The organism is Streptomyces avicenniae, from assembly GCF_000719135.1.
GTDB lineage: Bacteria > Actinomycetota > Actinomycetes > Streptomycetales > Streptomycetaceae > Streptomyces > Streptomyces avicenniae.
Genome location: NZ_JOEK01000006.1, coordinates 88,791 through 112,458, shown reverse-complemented (window position 1 = coordinate 112,458; position 23,668 = coordinate 88,791). Strand labels below are relative to the sequence as shown.

Below are 23,668 nucleotides of genomic sequence, written 5' to 3'. Positions count from 1 at the left end.
GCGCGGCGCGCGGCGGCGTCAGGGCCGTGACGCGCCGGAGGGGCGGAACCTGCGGGGCGTCCGGTGCGGCACCTGCCGGGGCAGCCGGTAGCACAGCTGCCCGAACCACAGGCGGGACACCAGGTAGCCGAAGCCGAGGCAGGCGAGGCCGCCCACCGCGTCCATCCAGAAGTGGTTGGCCGTCGCCACGATCACCAGCAGCGTGAGGACCGGGTAGAGAGCGCCCAGGATCTTGACCCACAGCGGTTTCGCCAGGACGGCGATGGTGATGCCGCACCAGGTGGACCAGCCGATGTGCATGGACGGCATGGCCGCGAACTGGTTGGACACCTGCGACATGGCGCTGCCCTCGGTGGAGAGCGAGCCCCAGGTGTGGTGGACGCTTGAGGTGTCGATGAAGTCCATGCCGGACATCAGCCGGGGCGGGGCCAGCGGGTAGAAGTAGTAGCCGACGAGGGCCACGGCGGTGGTGGCGAACAGGACGAGGCGTGTCGCGCCGTACCGCCCCGGGTGGCGGCGGAAGAGCCAGGCGAGCACGCCGATCGTCACGACGAAGTGCAGCGTCGCGTAGTAGTAGTTCATCGGGACGATGAGCCAGGTGATGCCCGCGATGGCGTGGTTCACGGCCAGCTCGAAGTCGAGGCCGAGGCTCGCCTGGAAGTCCCAGATCCACCGGGCGTGGTTCTGCGCCTGCTCGACGCGGGCGGGCGCGGCGTTCCGTACGGCCGAGTAGACGGCGTAGCTGACGGCGATGAGCAGGAGTTCGAACCAGATCCTGGGCCGCCTCGGGCTGCGCAGCGCGGCGAGTCGCCGGGGGCGGGACGCGGGGGCGGCGGGTTCCTCGTCCCGCTGCGGGGGCAGGTTCGGCGCGTTCACCCGGTCATCTTTCGGCCTGACACTGATCTCCCCCATGGGTGCACAGTCTGCCAGAGGACCTCATCGACCCGATCATCCTCCCGTCTGGTCTTCACCCCCTTCCGATCGGGGACCGAATGGGGGGAAGGCCCGGCGTGTCGTGCCGCCGGGAGGGGCGTTCCGTCGGGTAAGGGCCGGGGTCAGGCGGCGGGCGGCGGGGCGGCGGCGGTCGAGCCGCGGACGACCAGCTCCGGCAGGAACACGAACTCGCTCGGCGGCGCCGGGGTCCCGCCGATCTCCTCCAGCAGCGCCCGTACGGCGGCCTGGCCCATCGCGGGGACCGGCTGCCGGATCGTGGTGAGCGGCGGGTCGGTGAACGCGATCAGCGGGGAGTCGTCGAAGCCGATGACCGAGCACCGCTCCGGCACGGAGAGGCCGCGCTGCCGCGCCGCCCGGATGGCACCCAGTGCCATCATGTCGCTGGCGCAGATGATCGCCGTGCAGCCCCTGGCCAGCAGTTCGCCCGCCGCCGCCTGGCCGCCCTCCAGCGTGTAGAGCGAGTGCGCGACGAGGCCGCGCGCCGCGTCCTCGCCGAGGCCGAGCTCGGCCGCCATCCCGGCGAGGAAGCCCTCGATCTTGCGCTGCACGGGCACGAACCTGGCCGGGCCGAGCGCGAGCCCGATCCTGCGGTGGCCGAGGGAGACGAGATGGGTGAGGGCGAGCCGCACCGCCGCGCGGTCGTCGGGCGAGACGAACGGCGCGCGCACCCGGGGGGACCAGCCGTTGATGAGCACGAACGGCACCCCGTGCCCCCTGAGTCGCTCGTACCGCCCCATGTCGGCGGTCGTGTCGGCGTGGAGCCCCGAGATGAACAGGATGCCGGAGACGCCCCGTTCGACCAGCATCTCCGTCAGCTCGTCCTCCGTGGAACCGCCGGGGGTCTGGGTGGCGAGGACGGGGGTGTAACCCTGACGGGTGAGTGCCTGGCAGATGACTTGCGCGAACGCCGGGAAGATCGGGTTCTCCAGCTCGGGCGTGATCAGCCCGACCAGGCCCGCGCTGCGTTCCCGCAGGCGGGCGGGCCGCTCGTACCCCAGGAGGTCGAGAGCGGTCAGCACGGAGTCGCGGGTCGCGCTGGCGACGCCCGGCTTCCCGTTGAGGACTCGGCTGACGGTCGCTTCGCTGACCCCCGCCTGTGCTGCGATGTCAGCTAGCCGCGCGGTCACAGACCGGGACTGTACCGGGCAGGACCGGCGATGCCCACCGCCCCGGGCGAAGTGCGGCGGATTGCGGGAATTCACCCGCCCGCAGGATTCCTGCAAGTCCTTCCAGCCCCCGCGCGGCCCCCGCGTACCGCCCGTGACCCCCCTGATCACGGGGCGGCGCACCGGTTCCGGCGCCCGCGGCGTGAGCGTGAACGGCACCTCGGGGGACCACCTTGCAGAAAGTTGCCGCAAGCTCTTTCCAAGGAGGTGCCTCGCTGTTACGTTCCTCCTCGGCTCGGCGCCGCACAGTCGCGGCGCATAGGGTGTAAATGCCCTGGAACGGGCGGAAGCTTTGAGGGAGTTCACATGCGACGCAGCATAGGGACGACAGCCGTCGCCGCGGCTCTGGCGCTTGCCGCAACGGCTTGCGGCGGGGACGGCGGGGGCGGCGACGGGGAGAGCGCCGGGGCGGCCGGGGGCGAGCTGTCCGGCACGGTCACCTTCTGGGACACCTCCAACGAGACCGAGGCCGAGGTCTTCCAGGCCCTCGCCGAGGCGTTCGAGGACGAGCACGAGGGCGTCACCGTCGAGTACGTGAACGTCGGCTTCGACGACGCGCAGAACCGCTTCAAGAACGCCGCCGCCGCCAACGAGGCCCCCGACGTGATGCGCACCGAGGTCGCCTGGGTCGCCGACTTCGCCAGCCTCGGCTACCTCTACCCGCTGGACGGCACGGCCGCCGTCGAGAACCAGGACGACTTCCTGCCCACCCCCTGGGCCAGCACCCAGTACGACGGTCAGACGTACGCCGTCCCGCAGGTCACCGACACCCTCGCGCTCTTCTACAACCGCGCCCTGCTGGAGGAGGCGGGCGTCGAGGTCCCCGAGTCCCTCGACGACGTCGTCGCCTCCACGGACGCCTTCGACGCGGTCGGCGCCACGCCGCTGTACGTCCGCGGCGACGACCCGTACTGGTTCCTGCCCTTCCTCTACGGCGAGGGCGGCGACATGGTGGACGCCGAGGCGCAGCGCGTCACCATCGACGACGAGGCCGGGGTCGCCGCGTTCGAGCGCATGCAGTCCCTCGTGGACTCGGGCGCCGCCCTCACCGACACCAGCGACGGCTGGGAGAACATGATGTCCACCTTCGCCGACGGCGAGGTGGCCATGATGATCAACGGCCCCTGGGCCATCGCCGACGCCACCACCGCCCTCGGCGACGACCTCGGCGTCGCCCCCGTCCCGGCGGGCGGCGCGACCCAGGCGTCCCCCCTCGGCGGCTGGAACTACGGCGTCTACGCGGGCACGCCCGAGGCCGACGCGTCGTTCGAGTTCGTCCGCTACATGAGCTCGGCCGCCACCCAGCAGCGCGTCACCGAGGAGCTGAGCCTCCTGCCGACCCGCGCGTCCGTCTACGACGCGGAGTCCGTCCAGGCCAACGAGATGGTCCAGTTCTTCAAGCCCGCCGTGGACGTCGCGCACGAACGCCCCTGGATCCCGCAGGCGCAGTCGCTGTTCGACCCGCTGCGCGTCTCCGTCCAGGCGATGCTGACCGGCTCCGCGTCGCCCGCGGACGCCGCCGCCGACACCGGCGACGCCTACCGCGACATCCTCGAAGACTGGCAGTGAGGCGGAGCGGACCATGGCTGACGCCGTCACCCCGCCCGGCACGGTCCCGGCCAGGGCCGCGGAGGCGCCACGCGGCGCCCGCGGCCCCCGCCGCCGTGCGGACGCGCCCCCCGGCAGGCTGCGCCGGAGACTCAGCACCTACTGGTACGCCTGGGCCATGGTCGCCCCGGTCGTCGCCGTCATCGGCGTCATCATCGGCTGGCCCCTCGTCCGCGGCCTCTGGCTCTCCCTCACCGACGCCGACGAGGCGAACGTCGAGCGGCGGATCGGGGTCAACCGCATCGAGGCGACCTACGAGTTCGTCGGCCTCGACAACTACCTCGACGTCCTGCGGGACGACGTCTTCTGGGACCGCCTGGGCTGGACCGTCCTGTGGACGGTCGCCTGCGTCGGCATCACCTTCACCCTCGGCCTGACGCTGGCCACCATGCTGAACCGCGCCTTCAGGGGCCGCACGCTCTACCGCATGGCGCTCATCCTGCCCTGGGCGATCCCCGCCTTCGTGTCGGTCTTCGCCTGGCGCATGCTCTTCAACGAGCGCAACGGCATCCTCAACGGCGTCCTCGGCAACGGGGGCATCGACGCCGTGCCGTGGCTGTCCGACCCGACCTGGGCCAAGGTGTCCGTCATCGCGGTCAACGTCTGGCTCGGCGTCCCCTTCATGCTCATCGCCATGCTCGGCGCCCTCCAGTCCATCCCCGCCGAGCAGTACGAGGCGGCCGAGATGGACGGCGCGAACGCCTGGCAGCGCTTCACGAACATCACGCTGCCCGGCGTCCGCCCGGTCGCCATGACGGTCGTCCTGCTCAGCACCATCTGGACGTTCAACATGTTCCCGGTGATCTTCCTGCTGACCAGGGGAGGCCCGGCGGGCTCCACCGACATCCTGGTGACCGAGGCGTTCCGGCTCGCCTTCGTCTCCAGCCCCCGCGACTTCGCGAACTCCGCCACCTGGGGCGTCCTCATCCTCCTGCTCCTGGTGCTCTTCGCCCTCGCCTACCGCAAGGCGCTGCGCAAACAGGGAGAGGTGTGGTGACGATGGCGACAGACACGGCACAGCCGGACGGCGCCGGGCCAGGCGGCGAGCCCGAACAGCTCCCAGGACCCCGCTCCGCCCGCCCCGCGGGCCCCCTCCCCGCCGGACGCGCCGGGCGCGCCCCCAGGAAACGGGGCGAACGCAGCCGCGCCGCCTCCGTCGGCCTGCACGCCGGGCTGCTGGTCGCCGCGTGCATCGCGGTGTTCCCGCCGCTGTGGCTGCTGGTCACCTCGTTCAAGCCGAAGTCCGAGACGTTCTCGCTCTCCTTCGTCTCCGACTTCACGCTCGGCAACTACGACCACGTCCTCAACGACACCGCGTTCCTCACCTGGTTCGGCAACTCGGTGCTGATCGTGCTCGTCACGACCGTGATCGGCGTGTTCATCTCCTCCACCACCGGCTACGCGCTCAGCCGCTTCCGCTTCCCCGGCATGCGCCCGCTGATGTGGACCCTGCTCATCACCCAGATGTTCCCGTTCGCCGTGCTGATCGTCCCGCTCTACAACCTGATGTCGCGCTACGGCCTGCTCAACCAGCCGGTCGCGCTCGTCGTCACCTACCTGACGATCGCCGTGCCGTTCTGCGCCTGGATGATGAAGGGTTTCTTCGACACCGTCCCGGTCGCCATCGACGAGTCGGGCCGGGTGGACGGCCTCAGCCCCTTCGGCGTCTTCTGGCGGCTCATCATGCCGCTGGCCCGCCCCGGGCTCGCCGTCACCGGCTTCTACACCTTCGTCACCGCCTGGGCCGAGGTCGCCTACGCCACGGCCTTCATGACCGGCGAGGAGAACCTGACGCTCGCCGGTGGCCTCCAGACCTTCGTGAACCAGCACACCCAGGACTGGCACCTCATGACGGCCGCCGCCGTCCTCATCGCCGTACCCGCCACCCTGGTGTTCGGCTACGCACAACGCCACCTGCAATCGGGACTGACCGCCGGCTCGACCAAGGCATGAGGCAGCCGCCGGGCCCCGGGGCACACCCCCGCTCCGGGCCCGGCCGCCCCCACCGACCGACGACCAGCCAACACCCCCAGGGACGACATGACCCAGCACCTCGCCGACCGCCCGCAGCCGACCAGCGGTCAGGGCCGCCCCCACGGCACCGACTGGTGGCGCGACGCCGTCATCTACCAGGTCTACCCGCGCTCCTTCGCCGACGCCGACGGCGACGGCATGGGCGACCTCGCCGGTGTCCGCGCCCGCCTGCCCCACCTGGCGGACCTCGGCGTGGACGCCGTGTGGCTGAGCCCGTTCTACGCCTCCCCGCAGGCCGACGCCGGGTACGACGTGGCCGACTACCGCGCCATCGACCCGATGTTCGGCGACCTGCACGACGCCGACGCCCTCATCCGCGACGCCCACGCCCTCGGCCTGCGCGTCATCGTGGACCTGGTGCCCAACCACTCGTCCGACCGCCACGAATGGTTCAGGCGCGCCCTGCGCGAGGGCCCCGGCTCGCCCCTGCGCGACCGCTACCACTTCCGCCCCGGCACCGGCACGGACGGCGAACTGCCGCCCAACGACTGGGAGTCCATCTTCGGCGGCCCCGCCTGGACCCGCGTCCCCGACCCCGAAGGGCGCCCCGGCGAGTGGTACCTCCACCTCTTCGCGCCGGAGCAGCCCGACTTCAACTGGGACAACCAGGCGGTACGCGACGAGTTCCGCTCCGTGCTGCGCTTCTGGCTCGACATCGGCGTGGACGGCTTCCGCATCGACGTCGCCCACGGCCTCGTGAAGGCCGCCGGGCTCCCCGACATGGGCCACCCGGGGCAGCTCAAGCTGCTCGGCACCCAGGTGCTGCCCTTCTTCGACCAGGACGGCGTGCACGAGATCTACCGCTCCTGGCGGCAGATCCTCGACGAGTACCCGGGCCAGCGCATCGGCGTCGCCGAGGCGTGGACGCCGAGCGCGGGCCGCACCGCCCTGTACGTCCGCCCCGACGAGCTGCACCAGGCGTTCAACTTCCACTACCTGAACACCCCCTGGGACGCCCTCGCCCTGCGCGAGGTCATCGACTCCTCCCTCGCCTCGATGCGCCCGGTCGGCGCCCCGACGACCTGGGTGCTGTCCAACCACGACGTCGTCCGCCACCGCACCCGCCTCGGCGGCGGCCTCGCCCGCGCCCACGCCGCCACGCTCCTCATGCTGGCCCTGCCCGGCTCGGCGTACGTCTACCAGGGCGAGGAGCTGGGCCTGCCCGAGGTCACCGACCTGCCCGACGAGGCCAGGCAGGACCCGGCGTTCCTGCGGCGCGGCGCGCACGGCGACGGCTCGGGCGACGGCCAGGACGGGCTGCGCGACGGCTGCCGCGTCCCCCTCCCCTGGACGCCCGACGGCAGCTCCTACGGCTTCGGCCCCGGCGGCAGCTGGCTCCCGCAGCCCGAGGGCTGGGGCGGCCTGTCCGTCGCCGAGCAGACGGGCGACCCCGCGTCCACCCTGGAGCTGTACCGCGCCGCGCTCGCCCTGCGCCGCACGCACCCCGCGCTCGGCGCCGGCGACGACGTCGAGTGGCTGGAGGCGCCGGACGGCGTCCTCGCGTTCCGCCGCCGGGGCGCGGACGGCACGGCGCTGCTGTGTCTGGTGAACACCGGTGACGCGCCCGCCGACGTCTCCGCCCTCCTCGCCACGGGCCGCCCGCTCCTGGCCGGAGGTGCGAGGCCCGACGGCGCGGCGCAGGAGACCGCGCCCGCCGACGCGCTGCCCGCCGACGCGCTGCCAGCCGACGTGCTGGCCGCCGGTCTGCTGCCCGCCGACACCACCGTCTGGTGGCAGGAGTGAGCCAGGAGGGCACGCCGGGCACCGCGCACCTCCCCGCGCAGCCCACGGGCCCGCCCCGCCTCGCCGACATCGCCCAGCAGGCGGCGGTCAGCGAGGCCACGGTCAGCCGCGTCCTCAACGGCAGGAGCGGCGTCGCGGCGGCCACCAGGCAGCGGGTGCTGGCCGCCCTCGACGTCCTCGGGTACGAGCGCCCCGTGCGGCTGCGGCAGCGCAGCGCGGGCCTCGTCGGCCTCGTCATCCCCGAGCTGACCAACCCGATCTTCCCCGCCTTCGCGCAGGTCATCGAGCAGGTCCTCGCCGGGCACGGCTACACGCCCGTGCTGTGCACGCAGTCGCCCGGCGGCGCGACGGAGGACGAACTCGTCGATCAGCTCGTCGAACGCGGCGTCACCGGCATCGTCTTCCTGTCCGGGCTGCACGCCGACACCACGGCCGACCCCGGCCGCTACGCGCGGCTCAGCGCGCAGGGCGTCCCGTTCGTGCTCATCAACGGCTTCAACCCGCGGGTCAGCGCGCCGTTCGTCTCCCCGGACGACGCGGCGGCGACCCGCATCGCCGTGCGGCACCTGCGGGCCCTCGGGCACGAGCGGATCGGGCTCGCCGTGGGCCCGCACCGCTTCGTGCCCGTGCAGCGCAAGGTCGCCGGTTTCGAGGCCGAGACCGGCGGCCTGGGCGTCGTGCGCCACTCGCTGTTCAGCCTCGAAGGCGGCCAGGCGGCGACCGCCTCGCTGCTCGACGCGGGCTGCACCGGCGTCGTCTGCGGCAGCGACATGATGGCGCTCGGCGCGATCCGCGCGGTACGGCAGCGCGGCCTGGACGTGCCCGCCGACGTGTCGGTGATCGGCTACGACGACTCCGACCTGTTCGCCTTCACCGACCCGCCGCTCACCACGCTGCGCCAGCCCGTCCGCGCCATGGCGAGCGCGGCCGTCAGCTCCCTGCTCGAAGAGGTCGGCGGCCTGGTGCAGCACACCGAGTTCGTCTTCCAGCCCGAGCTGGTGGTGCGCGGCTCCACCGCCAAGGCGGCGCCCGGGACCTGAACGCGCGGGGACGGAAGAGGTTGCGCAAGCCCTTGCGGGCCCCTGACCGCGCCGACCTCCCGCCCCGCGCACGCCCTTGACCGCCCCGGCGGGCCGCCCTACGGTCCTCCGTGCAATCTCTTGCAGCAAGAGCCGCCCGCGGCCCGAGCCCGCTGCGCACCCCACCCCTTCCTCCCCTTCCTCCAAGGAGGAGTCCATGCGCGGAAGACAGAGATCCCCCCACCGCCGCCACGGCGCCGCCCGGTTCGGCGGCGCGCTCCTCGCCGGACTGCTCGCCCTGGCGGCGTCCGTCGTCCCCCTGACCGTCGCCGCCCCCGCCGCGCAGGCCGCGCCGCCCGGCGAACGGGACGTCACCGCCGTCCTGTTCAACTGGGACTTCGCGTCGATCGCCCGCGAGTGCACGCAGCGCCTCGGCCCCGCCGGCTACGGCTACGTCCAGGTGTCGCCCCCGCAGGAGCAGATCCAGGGCGGCCAGTGGTGGACGGCCTACCAGCCCGTCAGCTACCGCATCGACAGCCGCCTCGGCGACCGCGACGGGTTCCGCGCCATGGTGGACACCTGCCGGGACGCGGGCGTCGGCGTCGTCGTGGACACCGTCATCAACCACATGTCGGCCACCGGCGGCACGGGCACCGGCACCGGCGGCTCCACCTACAGCAAGTACGCCTACCCGGACGTCCCGTACGGCGACGGCGACTTCCACACCTGCCGCCGCGACATCGCCTCCTACCAGGACCGCTACGACGTCCAGGTCTGCGAACTCGTCGGCCTCGCCGACCTCGACACCGGCAGCACCGCCGTCCGCGAGCGCATCGCCGCCTACATGAACGACCTGCTGAGCCTCGGCGTCGCCGGGTTCCGCGTGGACGCCGCCAAGCACATGGCCGCCGCCGACCTCGCCGCGATCCGCGCCCTCGTGGACGACCCCGACCCGTACTGGAAGCAGGAGGTCATCTTCGGCGCGGGCGAGGCCGTGCAGCCCACCGAGTACACGGGCAACGGCGACGTGCAGGAGTTCCGCTACGGCCGCGACCTGAAGCGCGTGTTCGAGAACGAGAGCCTCGCCTACCTGGAGAACTTCGGCGAGGGCTGGGGCTACCTGCCGGACGCGGGCGCCGCCGTCTTCGTGGACAACCACGACACCGAGCGCAACGGCTCCACCCTCAACCAGCGCAGCGGCGCGAACTACACCCTGGCCAACGTCTTCATGCTCGCCTGGCCCTACGGCGCGCCCGACGTCCACTCCGGCTACGCGTTCACCGACCACGACGCCGGGCCCCCGGCGGACGGCCGGGTCGGCGCCTGCTGGCAGGACGGCTGGACGTGCCAGCACGCCTGGCCAGAGATCGAGAGCATGGTCGCCTTCCGCGCCGCCACCGACGGCGAGGCCGTCACCGGCTGGTGGGACGACGGGGACGACGCCATCGCCTTCGGGCGCGGCGACCAGGGCTACGTGGCGATCAACCACGAGAGCACGCCGCTCAGCCGCACCTTCGAGACGTCGCTCGCCGCCGGTACGTACTGCGACGTGCAGAGCGACCGCACGGTCACGGTGGACGGCGCGGGCCGGTTCACCGCGACGCTCGCCCCCGACACGGCCCTCGCCCTCCACACCGGCGCCCGCACCTGCGACGGCGGCGGCACGGGCGAGCCCCAACCCGTGCGCTCCGGCGCCTCGTTCGGCGTCACCGCGCACACGCAGTGGGGCGAGAACATCTACGTCGTCGGCGACATCCCGCAGCTCGGCTCCTGGGACCCGGCCCGCGCCGTACGCCTCGGCTCGGGCAGCTACCCCGTCTGGCGCGCGGAGATCGACCTCCCGGCCGGGACGGTGTTCTCCTACAAGTACGTCCGCCGCTGGGACGGCGCCTCGGGCGTCACCTGGGAGACGGGCGCCAACCGCACGGCGACCGTCCCGGCGAGCGGCCGGGTGACGCTCACCGACACCTGGCGCGGCTGACGGCCACACGCACAGGGGGCGGGCCAGCGGCCCGCCCCCTCGTACGCCCCGTCAGCTGTCAGCCGCCGAGCATGGCGAGCGTCCCGTCCTCGCCGAGCGTCCCCGACAGCTCCGCCTGCGCGCCCTCCTCGGCGGCCAGGGCCAGCGTCCTGCCCTCCGCCTCACCGGTCACGCCGCCCTCGGCCCGGATGGACGTCACCTCGTCGCTGCCCGCCGCGACCAGGTACCACGCCTCCGCGGGCGACCGCCACAGCACGCCGCTCAGCACCGCCGGACGCCGCTGCCCGCACGCCGAGGCGTCCTCGGCCGTCGCCGTCATCACCCCGGGCTCCCCGGGACGCGTCACCGGCGGCAGGAACTCCGTCAGCGTCTTCGCACCCACACCGCGCCACGTCTCGGCCCGCACGCACACCCACCGCGCCTCGCCCGCGCCGTCCGGCAGCGTCTGCCCGGCGAAGTCCCACAGGTTCACCGCCCGCACGCCCGCGCCGCTCACCTGCGGCAGATGGCAGGCCGTACGCGCCCAGTGCTCCCGGCCCTCGCCCGCCGCGCCCGCCTCGGCCGGGCCGCCCGGCGCGCCCGACGTCAGCTGCGCCGGGACCAGTTCGCCGAGGTCCGCGAAGACGTACGGCTCCGCGCTGCCCTGGAGCGTCACCGACAGCGCCGGGTACTCCGCGCACAGCCCGTCCTGCGCCGCCGCGTCCTGCTGCCCGACGGTCGTGCGCACGGCGCCGGTCACCCCGGCCTCGTCCACGTCGAGCGGCACGTCGCCCGCCGCCGGGTCCACCAGGTCCGTCGTCGCCGCGCCGGTCACCCAGGGCGCCATGAGGTAGCCCGTGTTGCCGTCGCCACGGGTGAGCACGACGGCTGCCGCGCCCGCCGGGCCCGCGCCGTCCACCCGCGCGAAGTCCAGCAGCGCCGCCCCGCTCGACGCCCCGGCCGCCTCCGCGTACCTGACGAGCCGCAGCCCGTCGTACAGCAGCACGACCGAGGTGCCCGACGACTCGCCCGCGTACAGCAGTTGCGCAGGACCCGGGGGCGGGCCCGTCTGCGTGCCGGGCGTCGCCGAGACCACGACCTCCTCGCCGGGACGCGCCCACACCGCCAGCGCCCGCCGCAGCAGCCCCGTGTCGTCCAGCTTGTCGCCGCGCGCGGGCCACACGGAGAAGTCCGTGCGCGCCGACTGCCGCCACACCGTGTCGGGGATGCGGCGCAGGCCCTGCGGGTCGAGGGCGGCCTCGGCCGCGACGTTCTGCGCGTACGGCGGCGCGGCGGCGCCGTCGTCGCCCCAGCCGCCCGGCAGGACGGCGAGCGTGCCCGCCACCACGGCCAGCGCCGCGCCGCCGATCAGCGCGGTCCTGACGTGACGGCGGCGGCGCAGCAGGTCGGTGGGCCGCGCCTGGAGGGCGCACGGGTCGGCCGGCTCCGCCGCCGCGCCGCCCACCCCGGCCGCGAGCGTCGCGGCGGCGGCCAGCGCCGGGCCGATGTCCTCGGGCGCCACGTCCGCCGCGCGCAGCAGGCCGCGCACCGCCGTCTCGTCCAGGCCGTCGAGGCGCCGCAGCGCGAACGCGGCGCGGGCCGCCGGGCCGAGCGCGCCGAGCGCCTGGTCGAGCGCGACGTCCTCCGCGCCGTCCTGGCGCGGCGTGAGCCGCAGCCCCGCGACGAGCGGCAGCAGGCGCGGCTTCGGCAGCCGCACCTCGCGGCCCGCCAGGCGGGCAGGACGGCCCTCGGCCAGCACGGCGCGCAGGACACGCAGCCGCAGGTACGCGTACCCGGCCTCCCGTCCGGCCGGTCCCGCCACCCGCTGCGCGGGCACCGGCGCGGGCTCGTCGCCCGCCGCCCTGCCCCGCGGCAGCGCGCGCTGCGCGAGCGCGTGCGCCGTCAGGACGCGGCGGTGCCGGGGGAGGGAGCGGGGGAGGACCAGGTAGCCGAGCCGCACGAGACGCGGGTAGTGCTCGACGAGCGCGGCCTCGGCCTGGTGCAGGCCCATGGCCTCGGGGGTGGTGGTGACATCGCTGGGGGACACAAAGCCAGAACGACGGACCGCCGGTCAGGTTACGTCCCGGCGCGCTCAGCGTCGTTCGAGATACGCCAGGACCGCGAGCACGCGCCGGTTGTCGTCGTCGGACGGCGGCAGTCCGAGCTTCCCGAAGATGTTGGACGTGTGCTTGGCGACGGCCCGCTCGGTCACGACCAGCCGCTCGGCGATCGCCGCGTTGGAACGGCCCTGCGCCATCAGCTCTATGACCTCCATCTCGCGCGGCGTCAGCTTCTCCAGCGGCGAGTCCTGCGTGCGCTGCGCCAGCAACTGCTGGATCACCTGCGGGTCCATCGCCGTGCCGCCCGTCGCGACGCGGCGCACCGCGTCCACGAACTGGTCGGCGTCGAAGACCCGGTCCTTCAGCAGATAGCCGACGCCGCCGCGCCCGTCCGCCAGCAACTCGCGCGCGTACAGCTGCTCCACGTGCTGCGAGAGCACCAGCACCGGCAGCCCGTGCTGCTCGCGGCGCGCCTGGAGCGCGCACTGGAGGCCCTCGTCGGTGAACGACGGCGGCAGCCGCACGTCCACGACGGCGACGTCCGGCTTCAGCTCGGCCAGGGCACGGGTGAGGGCGGGGCCGTTGTCCACGGCGGCGGCGATCTGGAAGTCATGGGCCTCCAGGAGCCGCACCAGCCCGTCCCGCAGCAGGAACAGGTCTTCGGCGAGGACTACGCGCATGCCGGTCAGCTTAGCGGCTCGGTGCCCGCCGGACGGCCGTCCGGCGGGCACCGGGGCACCGGGCGCGGGCCGCCTCAGCTGTGCGGGACGACGGAGGACAGCACGCCGGGCAGGGCGTGCCAGTCGGAGCTGGCCACGGCCGCGCCGCCGTCGGCGAGCTGCTGGACGCGGGCCAGCGCCTCGGCCTCGCTCGGGGTGGTCGCGGAGATCGCGGGCGGCACGTTGTGCGCGTCCGTCATGACGAGGAGGTAGTTGCGGTCGGTGTACCAGGCGGTGTCGATGCCGCCGCCGAGGTAGGTGGAGGCGTCGCCGTCGAAGACGACGAACCAGGGGCGCAGCGTCGCGTCCGCGTAGCGCCCGGTGCGCGGGTCACCGGCCTCGGCGCCGTGGACGGCGGGGAACGCGGTGGCCGTGCCGAGCGTCCCGGCCGCGGCGCGGTCGCGCAGGTGGCGGGCGTACTCGACGTCCGTCCACAGGCTGTCGAAGGGGTTGCCCTCCTCGACCGTGCCGGGGATGAGGTGGACGACGAAGCGGCCCGCCAGCTCGTCGCGGCCAGGCCAGCCGTCCGCCCGTACGGCCTCGTCGAGGGTGGCGTGCCCGCCGAGCAGGTCGGCGGGGCGGAGGAGCGCGTCGCCGAGCGTCGCGCCGAGCAGGGCGTCGAACTCGTCGGCGCCCCGGCCGAGGTTGTCGGCGAAGCCGTCCTTCATCTCGATCTTCAGCTGGATCGGGCGGTGCCCGGGGTTCGCGTCGTGCCAGGCGCGGATGTCGGCGAGGCAGCCCGCAAGACCCTGGTTGCGCGAGCCGCTGCGCAGCCCGTCGGCCGAGGTGGCGCCGACGCAGTTGCTGTTGTTGCCGAACGGGTTGTTGTGCGCGACGCGCCAGCCGCCGCCGAAGAAGTTGGTCCAGACGTCGATCTCCAGCATGCCCGCGCCGGAGTCGAGGGCGTCCGCGAAGTAGGGGTAGGTCTCCTGGAGGTAGGCGTTGTGGACGCCGACCGAGGTGCTCGCGCCGTACGAGGGGCCCTCGGCGGCCGTCGCCGCCTGCGCGGGGAGGGCCCAGGCGGTCAGGGCCGCCAGGGCCGTGAGGACCGCCGCGCCGGTGACGGGCCGTACGGTCAGGGCTGCGCGGGGGGAACGTCCGGATCGCATGCTGTGCCGCCTTCGCTCGCGAGGTGGGGGTGGGGGGAGCGGTGTGTCAACGCGGCAGCAGCGTAAGCGAGTTCGGCTGACTTCCGGGATGGCGCGGGTGAGCCACGGACGAACGGACGGCCAACGCGCGCACCGCCCACGGGCGGGGGCGAAATCAGGAAGATCGTCACGGCATGTCCGAAAACGGTCTCGACCGGCGGAAGGACCGGCGCATAGTTTTCGTCCCGTACCGGGCCGGTGCGGGGGGCCGTCGGGGCGACGGTCGCTCCGGCGCGGTACATGTCACGGGGGGGCCGCGGCGCCGGTAGGCGTGCGCGTCGGCGGTGCCGGGTGCCGCCCCACAACCGAGCGATGTGGGGGAACCTATGCGACCGAGTACATGGACCAGGACGCTTGTCGGCGTCACCACCGTGGTCGTCGTGACCGCGGGGGGACTGACGGGCGCGAGCGCCGACTCCAGGACGTCCGGGGCCCGTTCGCACCCGGCGGTCACCGCCGAGCAGGCGGTCCCGCTCGCGGTGGTCAACCTGGGCCTGAGCAACGGCCAGGCCCGCAACATCCAGTGCTGGCTGCGCACCTACTGGGGCTACACGGGAGCCCTCGACGGGCAGCTGGGCCCCAACAGCTGGCGCGCCTTCCAGCGCAACCTGCGCGCGAACTGGGGGTACACCGGCTTGATCGACGGGATCGTCGGGACCGGCACGATCTCGGCCCTCCAGCGTCTGCTGCGGGACTACTGGGGTTACACCGGCGGCATCGACGGGATAGCCGGGCCCGGGACTCAGGCGGCGTTCAAGCGCATGGCCAACGGCGCGGCGTCCTTCTGCTGAGCGGGTCCCCGTGGCGGGACCCGTGCGTACGCGGCGGCGGCGCCACCGGAAGGTGGCGCCGCCGTCGTGTTCCGGGGGGTCAGCGGCGGCTTGCGCCCGGCTCGACCGTCTGGACCGGGATCTCGATGGTGATCAGCGTCGGCCCGCCCTCCGGGCTGCTGACCGCCATGATCCCGTCGAACGCGCCGAGCCGCCGTTCCAGACCGCGCAGCCCCGAGCCGCCCTCCAGGCTCGCCCCGCCGCGCCCGTTGTCCGTCACCGCGATGCGCAGCGCGTGCTCGGGGACGCTGTAGTAGATGTCCAGCCAGACCTGCGAGGCGCCCGAGTGCTTCGCGGCGTTGGTCAGGATCTCGCTGATCGCGAAGTACGCGGCCGACTCGACGGGCTCCTCCAGGCGCCCCGGCAGGTCCACGTCCACCTCGACGGGCATCTGCATCCGCAGCGCCAGGGCGCGCGCGGCGTCGCCGAGGCCCCGCTCGGCCAGCACCGGCGGATGGATGCCGCGCACCAGGTCGCGCAGCTCGGACAGGGCCTCCGCCGAGTTCTCCCGCGCCTGCGCGAGCAGCTGCTTCGCCTTGACCGGGTCCTTCTCGATCAGCGCCTCGATGGTGCCCAGGCTCATGCCCATGGCCACCAGCCGCGCCTGCGCGCCGTCGTGCAGGTCGCGCTCGATGCGGCGCAGCTCGGCCGCCGAGTTGTCCAGCGCGTCGTGCCGCGTCTCCTGGAGCCGGGCCACGCGCTGCGCGAGCTGCTGCTTCTCCGAGGCGCCGTTGAGCGCGCCCGTCATCAGGAAGTGCCCGCGGATCAGCAGCGGGTTCAGCCACATGGCGACGCCGAGGAAGCCGACGCCGACCAGCGCGGCGAGCACCGCCGTGAACCAGGAGCCGACCGGCACGAAGGCGTACCAGTACGTGGCGCCCGCGTTGTGGATCGGCACCCACACGCCGCACAGCAGGACGATGCCCCATACGAAGTAGCCGATCAGGCCCCAGGGCAGCACGGCGATGACGAAGCCCGCGACCGCGTCGCAGATCAGCCAGAGGGCGTCCCGCCAGGTCGCCGGGTCCTTCAGGATCTCCACGCAGCGGTCCACCTGGTGCGCCACACCGCCGGACCGCGAGGCGGGCCGTGGCCGGTAGGCGGAGGGGATCGTCAGCCCGCACCAGCGCTCCGACAGGTCGCGCCGCAGCGTGGCGTGGGCGCGGATGGCGTCCACGATCAGCGGGGTCGTGAACAGGCCGACGCCCGTCACGATGATCGCCAGGGACACCACGAAGAGGACGAACAGCACCAGCGAGACGGTGATCGACAGCAGGGACAGCACGAATCCCCGCCCGGCCGCCACGAAGGCGTCGCGTACCTGTTGTCCGTTCATGTCCATCGCCCGTCCATGTGAGTCTGCCGCCTGTCGCCGTGTATCGGTATCCGATCACAGTCTGCGGCGCTGCCGTGCGCAGGTCACGGGGGGCGGCAGCCCGGCCGGGGTGTACCCAGCAACACCACGGGCGCCCGCCGGAGGGCGGGCGCCCGTGGTGTCCCCCCGGAACCGTGCCCGAGCTGCGGCCACGGGCCGGGAGGACGTGCGAGGGGGCGGGGGCGGGTCAGACCAGGCCCGCGTCACCCAGCTCGGTGCAGACCGTGTCGGTGATCAGCCGCGTCACGACGTACGGGTCGCAGTTCGCGTTCGGCCGCCGGTCCTCGATGTAGCCCTTCTTGTCCCGCTCGACCTGCCACGGGATGCGGACGGACGCGCCGCGGTTCGAGACGCCGTAGCTGTACTGGTCCCACGGCGCGGTCTCGTGCGCGCCGGTGAGGCGGTCCTCGACGTCCGCGCCGTAGTTCTTGACGTGTTCGAGCGGCTTGCCGTCCTTGCCCATGGACTCGCACGCGGCGACGATCGCGTCGTAGCCCTCGCGCATCGCCTTCGTGGAGAAGTTGGTGTGGGCACCGGCGCCGTTCCAGTCGCCCTTGACCGGCTTCGGGTCGAGGGTGGCGGAGACGCCGAAGTCCTCGGCCGTGCGGTAGAGCAGCCAGCGCGCGATCCACAGCTGGTCGGAGACGTCGAGCGGCGCCAGCGGGCCGACCTGGAACTCCCACTGGCCCGGCATGACCTCGGCGTTGATGCCGGAGATGCCGAGACCGGCCTTCAGACAGTTCTCCAGGTGCGCCTCGACGACGTCACGGCCGTAGATCTCGTCCGCGCCGACGCCGCAGTAGTAGCCGCCCTGCGGGGCGGGGAAGCCGCCGCTCTCCGGGAAGCCGAGGGGCCGGGAGCCCTTGAAGAAGGTGTACTCCTGCTCGATGCCGAAGATCGGCTCCTGCGACGCGAACTGTTCGGCCACCGGACGCAGCGCCGCGCGGGTGTTCGACACGTGCGGGGTGTCGTCCACGTTCCAGACCTCGCACAGGACGAGGATGTCGTCGCCGCCCCGGATCGGGTCCGGGTAGGAGGCGACCGGCTTCAGCACGCAGTCCGAGGCGTGGCCCTCGGCCTGGTTGGTGCTCGAACCGTCGAAGCCCCAGGTCGGGGGCTCGGCGCCGTCGGCGAGGATCTTGGTCTTGGACCGCAGTTTCGCGGTGGGCGAGGTGCCGTCGATCCAGATGTACTCGGCCTTGTAGCTCACGGTCCGTGCTCCTCCATGAGGTCTTCGCGGGTGCTCCACGGCGTTGCGTCCACGCCGTTTCCACCCTCCCCACCGGCCATTTCCCGCCAGTTGCCCGGCTGTTAAAGCGGTGTGAACGGCGTTTGCCCCCGGTACCGCGCGCGCCTTCCCGGCGTCTTAGGGTGGGACGCACGGGCCGCCCCGGTCCGCTCGTCCCCGTCTGTCTGAGAAGGGTCACCCATGAGATTCGGTCTGCTCGGTACCGGCCCCTGGGCGCGGGACACCCACGGTCCCGGCCTCGCGGAGCATCCGGAGGCCGAACTGGTCGGCGTCTGGGGCCGCCGCCCCGAGGCCGCCGCCGAGCTGGCGGACGCGCTCGGCACCCGGCCGTACGAGGACGCCGACGCGCTGTTCGCCGACTGCGACGCCGTCGCCGTCGCCCTGCCGCCCGACGTCCAGGCGCCGCTGGCCGTACGCGCCGCCCGCGCCGGATGCCACCTGCTGCTCGACAAGCCGGTCGCCACGACCGTGGCGGGCGCCCGTGAACTGGCCGACGCCGCGGCCGACGCCGGTGTCGCCTCCGTCGTCTTCTTCACCCTGCGCTTCACGCCGGAGACGGCCGCCTGGCTGGCCGCGCAGAAGGGCACCGAGGGCTGGCTCACCGGCCGCGCCGACTGGTACTCGCCGGTCTTCGCGGGCTCCGACTCGCCCTACGCCTTCTCCACCTGGCGCAAGGAGCACGGCGCGCTGTGGGACGTCGGGCCGCACGCCCTGTCCGTGCTGCTGCCGCCGCTCGGCGACGTCACGGGCCCCGAGGGCGTCGTCGCGGCGCACGGCCCCGGCGACACGACGCACGTCGTCCTGCGCCACACGTCCGGCGCGTCCAGCACGCTGACGCTCTCCCACACCGTCCCGCCCCAAGCGGCGGGCGTGGCCGTGGAGCTGCGCGGCGCCGCCGGGATCTCGACCCTGCCGGAGCGCCCGGCTGGCGGCCCGCGGCGTTCCTTCCTGCGGGCCATCGACGCGCTGATCGAGTCGGCGCGCACCGGCGAACCGCACGCCTGCGACGTCCGGTTCGGGCTGCGGGTGACGGAGATCCTGGCCGCCGCCGAGTCGGCGCTCGGCCTGCCGCAGCGCTGAGCGCGCCGGACCGCGGGACGTGTGCCCGCGGTCCGACGCGTGGCGTGCGTGGCGTGCGCGGTGTGCGTGGCTCAGTAGACCGTGGCGCCGTAGGCGGTCAGGGCCTCCACGACCGGCTGGAAGTACGTGATGCCGCCCGACGTGCAGTTGCCGCTGCCGCCCGACGTCAGTCCGTAGCCCGTCGTCCCCCGGTACAGCGGGCCGCCGCTGTCGCCCGGCTCGGAGCAGACGTTCGTGCGGATGAGCCCGGAGACGACCGCGCCGCCGCCGTAGTTGACCGAGTAGTTGAGCCCGGTGACGGTGCCACAGACCTGCCCCGTCGCGCCCCCGCTGCGGCACGCGGGCTGGCCCACGGCGGGGTTGGCGACGCCGGTGATGTCCTGGACCGTGCCGTCGAACTGGTTCACGACGCCGCGCAGGTCGGTGGGCGTGGTGTGGTACCTGACGAGGCCGAAGTCGTTGCCCGGGTAGGAGAACGCCGTGCTGATCCCCAGCGGCGGGTCCGGCGGGTTGGGCGGGAACGGCGGCTGGAAGTAGGGGTACCAGACGTACTGCGGCGGCAGTTCGCGGATGCAGTGCCCCGCGGTGAGGAAGTAGTACACGCCGCCGATGCGGATGTTGAAGCCCAGCGAGCAGGGCCAGTAGTTCCACGCGAAGATCGCGTCGCCGCCCGACGTGTGCGGCTCGACGCTGCCGGGCGTCCGCTCGACGGCCAGGGCCCCGGCCAGCGGCCCCGCGGCCCGTTCGATCCGCGCGAGGTCCCGGGCGGAGACCGTCGCGTCGGCCACGAGGCGGACGCGGTCCGCCGCCGGGTCCACGGCCCACGACGTGCCCGGCACGTCGGCCGCCAGCACGGCGTCCGCCACCGCGGCCAGCCGGGCGGCGCCGAAGCCACCCGCCCCGCCACCGGAGGCCTGCGCCGCGCCCGGCAGGAAGGCGGCGGCCAGGAGGACGAGCCCCGACAGGGCGGCGGTCAGCCGCGCTCTCCGGGGCCCGGGTCTTGCGGTGTCGCGCTCGCGTCTCACGGCTTCCTCCAGCGGGAAGAGGGGAGGGCGCCGGTGGGGGACGTCCCGGCGCCGGGGCGAGGGGATCGTCCCACCGGGCGCGCGGGAGGGAAGACCGCTTTCCGGCCGTCGATCGGCGCCCCGGGACCGGGCGGCACGGGCCGGGCGACCGTATACGTTCCGCCGCGCAACCGGCCCGCGCTGCTCCGAACGGGCGGCACGGCCCGCCGGAGCGGTGTGGAGCCCCCTGGCGTCCGAACTGCCGTGAGAACAGTGGCCCATGCCGAACGACACGTCCGACGGGCAGCCCGCCCGCCGCCCACCGCGCCGCCTCGTGGCGGGCGTCGCCGCCGGGCTCGGCCTGATCGCCCTCAACCGGTATCTCGTGGACTCCGCCTCCGCCGGGGGCGACGACCGCTCCACCGGCCGGGCCCCACGACCCGCCGCCGACACCGACGCCCTCGGCGTCCGCGAGACACTGCCGGGCACGGGCCGCCGCCTCGCGCTCACCTTCGACGACGGCCCCCACCCCGTCCACACGCGCGACCTCCTCGCCACCCTGCGCGCGCACGCCGTCCGCGCCACCTTCTTCGTCGCGGGCGAGCACGCCGCCTGGCAGCCCGCGCTGCTGCGCGCCATCGCCGACGACGGACATCTCCTCGGCAACCACACGTGGAGCCATCCCCGCCTCGACCGGCTCCCCGAGGACGACGCGCGCGACGAGCTGGCCCGCACCAGCGCCGCCGTCGAGAGCGCCGTCGGCGCCGCCCCCGTCCTCGCCCGTGCCCCCTACGGCGCGTGGACCGCCGGGACGGTACGCGCCGCCCGTGACCTCGGCATGCTGCCCCTCGGCTGGTCGCTCGACACCGGCGACTGGGAACGCCCCGGCACCGCAGAGATCTCCCGCACCCTGCTCGACGGCGCGCGCCCCGGGGCGATCGTCCTCGCGCACGACGGGGGCGGCGACCGCACACAGACGGTCGCCGCCCTCGGGTACTGCCTTCCCCGCCTCCTGGAGCGGGGCTACGCGCTGGTCCTGCCCACGGACTGACGGGCCCGCGCGGCGCTCACGCGTCCGGCCTGCGGCCCAGCGCCGCCGCGACCTCCTGCACGTTGGCGAACCGGCGGTCGTCCGGCAGGTCGCGCACGGTGTCGATCAGACCGTCGGGCGCGTTCGCCTCGTCGAGCGTGGACAGCAGCGTCCCGCGCTCCGCGGGGAACTCCGAGCGGCGCAGATGACGGGCCAGGTCGGAGCGGAACGCCTCGTTCGCCGCCTCCTCCTCTTCCGCGGAGCCCGGCGGCGGCACCGGGCCGGCCGCCAGCCCCGGGTCGTCCTCCGGCACGGGCTCGGGCTCGCGCCACTCCTCGGAACGCGTCGGGCCGTCGCCCCGCAGCATGCCCTGGAGGTCGTGCTTCATCTCGTCGTCACGGCGGACGCTGAGCCGGTCGTTGCCCCGCTGCTGCATGACTTCCCTCCTCGCGTCTTGACCCTCCGCCGCGGACGCGGGGAGGCACGGTGGCCCGCCGGGTACCCAGCGCCCGAGGCGCCCAACACGCCCGGCCGACCGGCCGCGGATGCGCGCGCGACGGGGGTGTTTCGGCGGCGGGGCCCGGGGCAGCCGTAGGTCTCGGCCGGTGAGCGGTCGGCCGGGGAATGCAGGGCCCGGGTGCGCGCCCCCGCTGTTCTGCGGGCGGAGGCACGCACCCGGGACAGGGTGCGCGCAGGGCTCCCGGGCGGGCCTCAGCCCGGGAGCAGCGACGCGATGACCGACTCCAGGTAGAGCCGTTCCTCTTCCCCGCGCGGCATGACCTCGGGCACGGCGTGCGCGAGCTGCACGCGGCCCAGGAATCCGCAGTAGGTGCGCAGCGCGCGGCGCCGCGCCTCGTCGCCGGGGACGCCCATCTCCACGAACAGACCGGTGAGGTAGTCGAGCCGGTGGGTGGAGACGCGTCGCAGCGCGGGCGCGACGAGGGGATGGCCCGCGTGGGCGAGCAGCGCGGGTTCCGTGGGGTCGCTGTTGCCGGTGAGGCGCATGAACAGGGCGCGCAGCCGGTCGGCCGGGTCGGTCCCGGCCGCCTCGGCGTCGGCGACCTCGGCGAGGCGCTGTTCCTCCCAGCGGCGCAGTGCCGCCTCGATCAGCGCGTCCCGGTTGGCGAAATGCCAGTAGAAGCTGCCTTTGGTAGCCCGCAGACGTGTGGCGAGGGGTTCGATGGCGATCGCTGCCAGACCTCCGCCGTCACGCATGGCGGCGAGTGCCGCCTCGGCCCAGTCCGCGGCGGTGAGACGGCTGCGCGGGCCCCGCTGTTGTGGCATGCCGTTACCGTAACGTACCGTTAAACCGTACGGTAGCGTATGGGTGATTCCGGGGTCAGCCCGTCCCGGATGTCGTACGTGAACTCCCCCGGATCACCTTTTCCTTCACATCCATCGGCGTAGCGCGCGTCCCTCAGAGGTCGCCTGCCCGCTCCTGCGGACGGATCATCGTCATGGTGTCACGGTCGGGATCCGGACCTTGTTCCCGCACTTTCTCCACATGTGCGAGGGAGCCGCGCAGATCTCCGAGCCATCCGTCCGCGTTCTGGTCGATGAGCCGTACGCACCACGAGAGCGCGTCGCTGCGGCTGCGCGCGACCCCGGCGGCGATGAGGGTGTCGAGCACGACGCGCTCCGGCTGCCGCAGCCGGGTCATCACCGGCGCCGAGACATGGGTGAAGACCGTCCGCTCGGTCCCGCAGACCGCGCCCCAGGACACCTGCCGCCCGAAGCGGATGTTGGCCTCCCGCGCCACCTCGACCCGCGCGCCCCTCGTGCGCTCGCGGAACTCGGTGATCCGGCCCTCGCAGGCCGCCTGCCGCTCGACCTCCGTCGCCTGGGGGCCGAGGTCCGGCTCGGCGACGCGGCCGATGACCGTGATCTCCTCACGGTCGGTGGTCACCTCCACCAGTTCGGTGAACCAGGACGCCGGAACCCGCCCGACGATCCAGCCACGCACTTCTTCGCGAGCCCGATTCGTAATCATGTAATCAAGATTACAGCCTCCTGACCAGGGGCGCGGCCATCTTTTACCTCAAATCCAGGGCCAGAGGTCCCGCCGGATTACCCAAATGGGGCATTCCGCGCATACTGGAGGAGTCCGTTGACAGATCGAAGGAGGCTTAGTCGCATGACCGACGTCTCACACCGCCAGAGGGGCGACCTTTCCGGACACCCCGACGAGCACGAAATGCGGGAGCGCTACTCCCGCGTCATGGGCGGGCGCGATGTTGTGTTCGTCGATGGGCCGGTGTTCCTGGCCGGTCTGTACGCCGCGATCTCGCCGTGGATACTCCACTTCAACAACGCGCATCCGGACCTGACGGTCAACAACCTGGTCATGGGTCTGGCCGTCGCCGTCCTGGGTCTCGGCCTCAGCCGTGCCCCGGACCGGATGTACGGGCTCAGCCACGCCATCGTGCTGATCGGTGCCTGGCTGATCGTCTCCCCGTGGATCGTGGGGAACAGCCCGGACGCCGGGATCATCGTCAGCAACATCGTCGTGGGCGGCATCATCGCCCTCCTCGGTCTGGCAAGCGCAGCGGCGGCCCTCAAGGCACGCAGCACCGCGCACAAGGCCGCCGCCGAGAGCAACAACAGGCGCTGACGCCGACGGCCCACACAGCAGGGCGGCCCCCCACCGGTCATCTCCGGTGGGGGGCCGTCTGCCGTCCCCCCACCGCCC

General features: G+C 73.6%; 21 protein-coding genes. 10 read left to right on the top strand and 11 right to left on the bottom strand.

The window, feature by feature from the left end; translation table 11 throughout:
* Nucleotides 1-18 precede the first annotated feature (18 nt).
* The gene (locus IF27_RS11875; RefSeq protein WP_110945784.1) at nucleotides 19-912 is read right to left on the bottom strand and encodes a phosphatase PAP2 family protein; all 894 of its coding nucleotides are present in this window, start codon (nucleotides 910-912) and stop codon (nucleotides 19-21) included.
* Between the two features lie 143 nt (nucleotides 913-1,055).
* Nucleotides 1,056-2,081, bottom strand: a complete 1,026-nt coding sequence (locus IF27_RS11870; protein ID WP_052849453.1) for a LacI family DNA-binding transcriptional regulator — start codon at nucleotides 2,079-2,081, stop codon at nucleotides 1,056-1,058.
* Between the two features lie 345 nt (nucleotides 2,082-2,426).
* Here IF27_RS11870 and IF27_RS11865 point away from each other — a divergent pair, with 345 nt between their 5' ends.
* The 6 genes from IF27_RS11865 (at nucleotide 2,427) to IF27_RS11840 (ending at nucleotide 10,505) form a co-directional block, all read left to right on the top strand.
* On the top strand, nucleotides 2,427-3,689 hold the full coding sequence (locus IF27_RS11865) for an extracellular solute-binding protein (RefSeq protein WP_052849452.1): 1,263 nt from the start codon (nucleotides 2,427-2,429) through the stop codon (nucleotides 3,687-3,689).
* Nucleotides 3,690-3,702: 13 nt separating this feature from the next.
* Nucleotides 3,703-4,725 (top strand): carbohydrate ABC transporter permease, encoded by a 1,023-nt coding sequence (locus IF27_RS11860; RefSeq protein ID WP_052849451.1) that lies wholly within the window; start codon nucleotides 3,703-3,705, stop codon nucleotides 4,723-4,725.
* 2 nt (nucleotides 4,726-4,727) lie between these two features.
* Nucleotides 4,728-5,681 (top strand): sugar ABC transporter permease, encoded by a 954-nt coding sequence (locus IF27_RS11855; protein WP_110945783.1) that lies wholly within the window; start codon nucleotides 4,728-4,730, stop codon nucleotides 5,679-5,681.
* 87 nt (nucleotides 5,682-5,768) lie between these two features.
* Nucleotides 5,769-7,505, top strand: a complete 1,737-nt coding sequence (locus tag IF27_RS11850) for a glycoside hydrolase family 13 protein (protein WP_052849450.1) — start codon at nucleotides 5,769-5,771, stop codon at nucleotides 7,503-7,505.
* Nucleotides 7,502-8,545 (top strand): LacI family DNA-binding transcriptional regulator, encoded by a 1,044-nt coding sequence (locus IF27_RS11845; protein ID WP_052849449.1) that lies wholly within the window; start codon nucleotides 7,502-7,504, stop codon nucleotides 8,543-8,545. The genes IF27_RS11850 and IF27_RS11845 overlap by 4 nt, the downstream gene beginning before the upstream one ends.
* 196 nt (nucleotides 8,546-8,741) lie before the next feature.
* Nucleotides 8,742-10,505 (top strand): carbohydrate-binding module family 20 domain-containing protein, encoded by a 1,764-nt coding sequence (locus tag IF27_RS11840; RefSeq protein ID WP_110945782.1) that lies wholly within the window; start codon nucleotides 8,742-8,744, stop codon nucleotides 10,503-10,505.
* A 58-nt stretch (nucleotides 10,506-10,563) separates the two neighbouring features.
* Here IF27_RS11840 and IF27_RS11835 read toward each other — a convergent pair whose 3' ends face one another.
* From IF27_RS11835 to IF27_RS11825, 3 genes are all read right to left on the bottom strand, one after another.
* Nucleotides 10,564-12,531, bottom strand: a complete 1,968-nt coding sequence (locus IF27_RS11835) for a hypothetical protein (RefSeq protein WP_223291017.1) — start codon at nucleotides 12,529-12,531, stop codon at nucleotides 10,564-10,566.
* 45 nt (nucleotides 12,532-12,576) lie between these two features.
* Complete coding sequence (locus tag IF27_RS11830) at nucleotides 12,577-13,224, bottom strand: LuxR C-terminal-related transcriptional regulator (protein WP_052849447.1); 648 nt, start codon at nucleotides 13,222-13,224, stop codon at nucleotides 12,577-12,579.
* Nucleotides 13,225-13,298: 74 nt separating this feature from the next.
* Nucleotides 13,299-14,372 (bottom strand): phosphatidylinositol-specific phospholipase C domain-containing protein, encoded by a 1,074-nt coding sequence (locus tag IF27_RS11825; RefSeq protein WP_052849446.1) that lies wholly within the window; start codon nucleotides 14,370-14,372, stop codon nucleotides 13,299-13,301.
* A gap of 365 nt (nucleotides 14,373-14,737) precedes the next feature.
* Here IF27_RS11825 and IF27_RS11820 point away from each other — a divergent pair, with 365 nt between their 5' ends.
* The gene (locus tag IF27_RS11820) at nucleotides 14,738-15,202 is read left to right on the top strand and encodes a peptidoglycan-binding domain-containing protein (protein WP_052849445.1); all 465 of its coding nucleotides are present in this window, start codon (nucleotides 14,738-14,740) and stop codon (nucleotides 15,200-15,202) included.
* Nucleotides 15,203-15,281: 79 nt separating this feature from the next.
* Here the strand turns inward: IF27_RS11820 and IF27_RS11815 are convergent, their stop codons facing one another.
* A complete protein-coding gene (locus IF27_RS11815) occupies nucleotides 15,282-16,577 on the bottom strand; it encodes a sensor histidine kinase (protein WP_052849579.1) in 1,296 nt (431 codons plus the stop codon).
* Nucleotides 16,578-16,803: 226 nt separating this feature from the next.
* The gene (glnII, locus tag IF27_RS11810; RefSeq protein WP_052849444.1) at nucleotides 16,804-17,826 is read right to left on the bottom strand and encodes a glutamine synthetase; all 1,023 of its coding nucleotides are present in this window, start codon (nucleotides 17,824-17,826) and stop codon (nucleotides 16,804-16,806) included.
* A 219-nt stretch (nucleotides 17,827-18,045) separates the two neighbouring features.
* On the opposite strand from glnII, the gene IF27_RS11805 reads away from it, so the two are divergent.
* A complete protein-coding gene (locus IF27_RS11805; RefSeq protein ID WP_052849443.1) occupies nucleotides 18,046-18,945 on the top strand; it encodes a Gfo/Idh/MocA family protein in 900 nt (299 codons plus the stop codon).
* A gap of 71 nt (nucleotides 18,946-19,016) precedes the next feature.
* On the opposite strand, the gene IF27_RS11800 is transcribed toward IF27_RS11805, so the two are convergent.
* On the bottom strand, nucleotides 19,017-19,970 hold the full coding sequence (locus tag IF27_RS11800; protein ID WP_052849442.1) for a S1 family peptidase: 954 nt from the start codon (nucleotides 19,968-19,970) through the stop codon (nucleotides 19,017-19,019).
* A 259-nt stretch (nucleotides 19,971-20,229) separates the two neighbouring features.
* On the opposite strand from IF27_RS11800, the gene IF27_RS11795 reads away from it, so the two are divergent.
* Nucleotides 20,230-21,000: a polysaccharide deacetylase family protein gene (locus IF27_RS11795; RefSeq protein WP_052849441.1), complete on the top strand. Its 771-nt coding sequence runs from the start codon at nucleotides 20,230-20,232 to the stop codon at nucleotides 20,998-21,000.
* A gap of 16 nt (nucleotides 21,001-21,016) precedes the next feature.
* On the opposite strand, the gene IF27_RS11790 is transcribed toward IF27_RS11795, so the two are convergent.
* The 3 genes from IF27_RS11790 to IF27_RS11780 all read right to left on the bottom strand — a co-directional run bounded on the left by IF27_RS11790 (nucleotide 21,017) and on the right by IF27_RS11780 (nucleotide 22,969).
* On the bottom strand, nucleotides 21,017-21,415 hold the full coding sequence (locus tag IF27_RS11790) for a DUF2795 domain-containing protein (RefSeq protein WP_052849440.1): 399 nt from the start codon (nucleotides 21,413-21,415) through the stop codon (nucleotides 21,017-21,019).
* Between the two features lie 275 nt (nucleotides 21,416-21,690).
* Complete coding sequence (locus tag IF27_RS11785) at nucleotides 21,691-22,263, bottom strand: TetR/AcrR family transcriptional regulator (RefSeq protein WP_052849439.1); 573 nt, start codon at nucleotides 22,261-22,263, stop codon at nucleotides 21,691-21,693.
* 133 nt (nucleotides 22,264-22,396) lie between these two features.
* Complete coding sequence (locus tag IF27_RS11780) at nucleotides 22,397-22,969, bottom strand: hypothetical protein (RefSeq protein ID WP_052849438.1); 573 nt, start codon at nucleotides 22,967-22,969, stop codon at nucleotides 22,397-22,399.
* Nucleotides 22,970-23,113: 144 nt separating this feature from the next.
* Between IF27_RS11780 and IF27_RS11775 the strand changes: the two genes are divergently transcribed.
* A complete protein-coding gene (locus IF27_RS11775) occupies nucleotides 23,114-23,590 on the top strand; it encodes an SPW repeat protein (RefSeq protein ID WP_052849437.1) in 477 nt (158 codons plus the stop codon).
* The last annotated feature ends 78 nt before the right edge of the window (nucleotides 23,591-23,668 follow it).